The following is a 4,093-nucleotide window of genomic DNA, read 5'->3' on the forward strand; positions in this document are numbered from 1 at the left end:
AATGCATTATTGACTTTGTTTTCATTGTTATCAGTGTTTCGGTCAAAATAATTTCCTGTACGGAAAGCTGATTCTCCGACTGTGTAAGCAGTGCCGTTAAAAACTACACGCCCTGGAACATCTTCCATCTCGGCATTGGTTATATAGCTGGGGACACGAACTACTTCAAAGCCATCGACTAAAAGTTTTAGGCTTCCATAGCCGTTATCAAAGCCAGCAGGAAAAATTTTTTGCAAGGAGTGAATGTTAGACATAAAGAGAAAGTTAATAGATTTTGATTTGTGAAAGTTATCTGTTCAGGTGAAGTGGGGAGCAGAGAAGAGATGAATAAAATAAGTACTCTTTTTTTCTTCAGCGTCAAAAAATTATCATAACCTCTTGGGGGCTAAGTGGGGTAAAATCTCACAAAGTCAAATGTACCCCATACAGCCCCCATACAGCCCCCTTATGGGAGTCAAATTTTGCTCAAGCCTCTAAACTGCTTTGGGGTACATACAGCCCCCATATAGCCCCCATAGAATTTTTTGAAATCTTTTTTATCAACGCAGCAGAAATTAAATTAGATCATCGTTGACTCTTTGATTTATACTTTACTGTCAATCTTTTTTTAGCAATTTACTTGCAAGCAATATGTAGCTCTGACCCTGATCGACTTGGAATTTATCTAAGATAAATTGGTTGCTTTCCAAGGAGATTGCAATACTTGAGATTATCAGAAGGGTTTGTAAAGAATGATTTGGAGCCAGAATACCCCATGTCCTACCTTGTTGAGTTCAAGCAAGGGAAATTTCTCCTTGTTTCCACGATAGCGTCGGTGGCAAGCGAGTCTTGCCTACGGCACGCTGTTCGCGTTCGAGGTCTTAAAATTGCTTGTTCTAAAGCACGATTCATTCAATTTTTAGTTCAGAATTATTCTGTTAGCGGATAGCTAAGGTTTAGCCCATTCTGGCTTCTGACTACTGAATTCTTCTTCGGTAAGTTCAAGACTGGCAGTTGAAAAGTAATTCAGCCTTAATCTCTAACTTCTTGCTGACTACGTAACGAGTGGGTTACTACTTGCTTACAGGTTCAGCTTTTTCTACTGAATTATCATTCACACCCAAAGTCAATTCCAAAGGAGTTCTTTGGGGGTAAGCTTTTACCACATGTCGATAAACTTCATAGTTAGTAGGTAGCGTGTTCTGAGTATTACCCACTCCATAGGTCAGCTTGTACTTTATATCTTTGATCAATTCAGGTTTTCCTATCTCTTCTTGAGGTCTTTTACGTTGTTCAACTTCATCAACACTTGGTCGCGGCGGTAAAGTAGGGCACCATAACCCTCTGTCATCTGGGCCAACAACTGCTCCTGCCGGTTTCAATCCATTCCGATTCAACACTGAAGTATTCGCAAAAGTTTCAATGCGTGGTTGTGGTTGACTAGTTAGGTTATTCGCATACTTGACTTGCCAGGAGTAACTGGTGAGTGCTGTAGCTTCATACTGTTCAGCAGTAGTAGTACTGCAACTAGTTAGTGTCAGTGCCGTTAGTGCAGTTATTATTGAGGGTAAAAATCTTATTTGCATTATCAGTTGCAAATATCTTTCACCAATCACTCTTGAAGAGGGAGTGTGCCATCATTGCTGCCAAGGAGAAGGAATCGCTATTGTCTAAAGCACTTCTCCCGTAACAATCTAATCGCCATTTGCCTCTTTTGAAGGAATGACTTTAGGAATGCTGATTGCCATACTAAATGTAGTTTTAGTTATCATCACTGCTTTCAACTAATAAAGCTTCAAGCTCTACTAATATTTTTTGTAATCGCTTGTGCTGATTAGGATTATCCCAAACCTTTGATTTTTTTACTTTACTGTAGGCTTCATCTATCTTCTTTTTTAAGGAAGATGATTTTTTATCTGTATTTTCAGGCGTGTTTGCTTGAATTTCAGCAAGACGCTCTTTAATTTGACTTAAAGATAAATTATTTTGAATTGCATCAGATAGTAATGATTTACGTAAGGCTTCATCCTTAATCCGCGCAATCACTTTGGCTTTAGTATACTCGATTACTCCTGACCGGAGAGCTTCCATAACATCTATAGGAAGTTTTAATAATGGGAGACGATTGGTTCTAAAACTTTCGGGGGAAAACTTTCCGATTGTGTTAAATACCTCAAGTAGAGACTGCCATTCTTGGCTGTGGATAACGTTATCCACAGCCTCTCGTTCTGGATGAGCTGCTGATTGAAGTAAAGCAACTATTGATTCTGTGGTTTGATTAAGTTTTAATCCTAAGAGAGCAACAATACTCTCTGTTTCCTCAATTGGGTTTAAGTCCTCTCTTTGGAGATTTTCTGAGAGTGCTAGTTCAAGTGCTTCAACATCTGTCATTTCCCTAATAACAGCAGGTACAAACTCTAATTGAGCAGTTTTAGCCCCTTGAAAACGACGTTCTCCTGCAACTAGTTCATATTTCCCATCCTTTTGAGGACGGACGAGAAGGGGCTGAAGAATTCCATGCTGTTTAATTGACTCTACTAACTCATGCATGGCTTGAGGAGCAAAGTAGCGACGAGGTTGTTGATGTGGTAAAACTATTTGTTCTATTGGAATAAGGAAAGCAGCGCTACTATTGCCTACTGCTTCTTCAACTCCAAATAAAGCATCGACTCCTTTAATTTCATAAGGTTGACTAACACGCTTCTTCATACTCATGGCAACGTCTCCAAACTTTGAGCAATCTGTTTGAGAATAGTGACAGATGGATGCTTAGAATTGTAAAGTGCTAACGGTATATGCTCTTGGGCTGCGTCAGCAAAAGCTACGGATCGAGGAATAGCTGGATAAATGGTACCAATCTTAGATAGAGAATTAGTAATTGACTGTAAGCTTTGGGAGCCTTGTCCAGTTCGGTTATCGTACATGGTTGGAACTACTCCAGCAATCTGTAATTTTCGATTTGCTCGAGAACGGACACGCGCAATCGTTGTTAACAATAGTTCTGTTCCTTTTAAAGCTTTATATTCAGTTTGAATAGGAATGAGTACGTGTGTGGCTGCGACCAAGCTAATATAGCTAAGAATACCGAGACTTGGTGGACAATCAATTAAAATGAATTGGTATTGTGCGATAACTGGTTCAAGAGCCTCCTTTAGTCGAATATCTCGCATATCTGCGACAACAAGTTCTAATTCTGCGCCACTTAAGTTAATGTTCGCGGGGGCCATATCCATCCCATGTATATTCTGATGAATTGGTAATGGTTCTTCTCCCAGAATAGCTTCATAAACTGTCTTATCTAGTTCAGATGGCTCTAATCCCATAAAAGTAGTTAGTGAAGCCTGGGGGTCCATATCCACTAATAAAACGCTTTGCTGATTTTGAGCCAAATGGTAGCCTAAATTCATTGTCAGAGTAGTTTTGCTGACACCACCCGACTGATTAAAAACTGCAATGACTTTGCTCATTAACTGAACAGAAATAATAAAGACATCAACTTAACAATATCGGTATCAGTCACATACTGGCAAAAGAAACTTACATTCAGTAGATCGAACTTTAACATTTCAACTATAATTTTGCCCTTTCTATGATTGCTAACTTTTTCAGTCTCCAAGCAATGGTTTATCTGGTGTCAGCCCCACTGCCCCGGCTTTTAAGCTTGAACTAGGGTGAGTTTTCGATGACACTAATATTGAATATCTAATTTAGTATTTATGTACTAGAATAGCTAAACTTCCAATATTATAATGATGTGCGGCATCTGATGATAAGCAATGTCCACTCCCCCTAATCTTTCCTCTCAACAAGTAAGCGCCTTTCCTCAACACGAAACAATCACTGGAGTCGTAGAACGTTTGGAAAAAGCTGTTGGCACTGACATTGAGCGTGTGCGTGATTGGATTGAGCGCTTTACAGCCAGCCGTAAAATCCAGCTTTCAGAACAGCAACGCCAAGCTGTAGAAACAGCAGCCTATTCCAAAATCATGATTTTGACTGGTGGCCCTGGCGTTGGAAAGACCTTCACAACTCACACCATTGTCAGCCTGTGGAAAGCAATGGGTAAATCCATAGCCCTAGCTGCACCCACTGGACGCGCTGCTCAACGTTTGGG

4 protein-coding genes and 1 pseudogene are annotated in these 4,093 nt (G+C 40.0%); 1 reads left to right on the top strand and 4 read right to left on the bottom strand.

Annotated elements, in window-relative coordinates:
- The 4 genes and pseudogenes from GNF10_RS35650 to GNF10_RS35665 form a co-directional block, all read right to left on the bottom strand.
- Positions 1–254, bottom strand: a pseudogene (locus tag GNF10_RS35650) (hypothetical protein); the annotation flags it as partial.
- 798 nt (positions 255–1,052) lie between these two features.
- Entirely contained in the window at positions 1,053–1,565 is a 513-nt protein-coding gene (locus GNF10_RS35655) for a hypothetical protein (protein ID WP_185607432.1), read from the bottom strand.
- 175 nt (positions 1,566–1,740) lie between these two features.
- Positions 1,741–2,694: a ParB/RepB/Spo0J family partition protein gene (locus GNF10_RS35660; RefSeq protein WP_185584341.1), complete on the bottom strand. Its 954-nt coding sequence runs from the start codon at positions 2,692–2,694 to the stop codon at positions 1,741–1,743.
- The gene (locus GNF10_RS35665; protein ID WP_179076947.1) at positions 2,691–3,446 is read right to left on the bottom strand and encodes a ParA family protein; all 756 of its coding nucleotides are present in this window, start codon (positions 3,444–3,446) and stop codon (positions 2,691–2,693) included. Before GNF10_RS35665 ends, GNF10_RS35660 begins: the two co-directional genes overlap by 4 nt.
- A 309-nt stretch (positions 3,447–3,755) precedes the next feature.
- Between GNF10_RS35665 and GNF10_RS35670 the strand changes: the two genes are divergently transcribed.
- The coding region (locus tag GNF10_RS35670; RefSeq protein ID WP_221643764.1) for an AAA family ATPase at positions 3,756–4,093 on the top strand (338 nt) is incomplete at its 3' end.

Source organism: Nostoc sp. UCD121 (assembly GCF_014222285.1).
Taxonomy (GTDB): Bacteria; Cyanobacteriota; Cyanobacteriia; order Cyanobacteriales; family Nostocaceae; genus Nostoc.

Coding starts and splice junctions, on each gene's coding strand:
- GNF10_RS35665 (WP_179076947.1), bottom strand. CDS start 3,446: ATGAGCAAAGTCATTGCAGTTTTTAATCAGTCGGGTGGTGTCAGCAAA.
- GNF10_RS35660 (WP_185584341.1), bottom strand. CDS start 2,694: ATGAGTATGAAGAAGCGTGTTAGTCAACCTTATGAAATTAAAGGAGTC.
- GNF10_RS35655 (WP_185607432.1), bottom strand. CDS start 1,565: ATGCAAATAAGATTTTTACCCTCAATAATAACTGCACTAACGGCACTG.